This window comes from Arthrobacter monumenti (assembly GCF_054511255.1).
In genome coordinates, this window is record NZ_JBTNCY010000021.1 from 1 (window position 1) to 1,335 (window position 1,335).

1 protein-coding gene is annotated in these 1,335 nt (G+C 59.5%); it reads left to right on the forward strand.

From position 1 onward, the window contains the following. Positions 1–97: 97 nt before the first annotated feature. A complete protein-coding gene (locus tag ACX80B_RS18365) occupies positions 98–1,279 on the forward strand; it encodes an IS481 family transposase (protein WP_459298849.1) in 1,182 nt (393 codons plus the stop codon). Positions 1,280–1,335 lie beyond the last annotated feature (56 nt).

A 1,335-nucleotide genomic window follows, 5' to 3' on the forward strand; every position in this document is an offset into this window, starting at 1 on the left:
CGACCGGGCGGACTGATCCTTCATCTGAAGACTCGGGACATCGTTCCCCGTCGTGGCAGCGATGGATGTCTCGGGACATCGTTCACGATTTGAAATCGTGAGTACAAGAAACAAGGCCATCATCATGGCCGTCACCCAAGCATCCATGTCAACCAGGGCTGCCGCGCAGCACTTCGACGTCACCGAAAGGTGGGTCAAGGAGCTCCTCAGCCGCTTCGCCCGTGAAGGAGAAGCCGCCTACGAACCGCGTTCCAAACGACCCCGGACCGCACCAAACCGCACTCCAGAGCAGATCCGCGAACGGATCGTCTTCCTCCGCAAGCACCTCACCACCGCCGGTCTGGACGCCGGCGCGGACACCATCGCCATCCATCTGGAACACGAAGGCCACACAGCCCCGGCGAAGGCGACGATCCACCGCATCCTCCGGCAAGCAGCCCAAGTCACCAACCAACCGCAGAAACGCCCCAAATCCTCCCTTATTCGCTTCGAAGCCGCCTTCCCGAACGAGATGTGGCAGGCGGACTTCACCCACTGGCGGCTGGCCGACGGCAGCGATACCGAAGTGCTCGACTTCATCGACGACCACTCCAGATTCCTGACCAGCATCCACGCATACAGGCGTGTGACAGGCAGGAAAGTCGCCGAGCAGTTCACCCAGGCCTGCAACGAACACGGCCGGCCCCAATCGACGCTGACCGATAACGGCCTGGTTTTCACCACCCGGTTCACGGCAAAGGACCGAGGCGAGCACCCCGCCAAAAACCTGTTCGAGAAGCTCCTGCAGGAATGGAATATCCGCCAAATCAATGGATCACCGAACCACCCCCAAACCCAAGGCAAGATCGAGCGGTTCCACCGCACCCTCAAGCTCTGGCTGGCCGCCCAACCCCGAGCGGAAACAATCCGTCAACTAAACGGCCAGCTGGCCGAATTCCAGCGGATCTACAACACCGAACGGCCACACAAGGGAGCAGGACGACGCACACCCCACACCGCCTACACGGCGTTGGAGAAGGCCAAGCCGATTCCCCAGCCACGCAACGAACATCGGGTCCGCACAGACACCGTCGACCAGTTCGGAAAACTCACCATCAGGTACGGCGGCGCACTGCGCCACCTCGGAATGGGCGTCACCCATTCAGGCATCCCAGTCCGCATGATCATCGATGAAACCGACGTAACGGTCATCAGCAGAAAAACCGGCGAAATCCTCAGGTACTTCAAAATCGACCCATCGAAGAACTACCAAAAAGCAATTTCCCGCCTGAACAGGTGACTCGTTAAAGACTAATGTCTCGGGACATCGTTCTACCGATGTCCCGAGACATTACA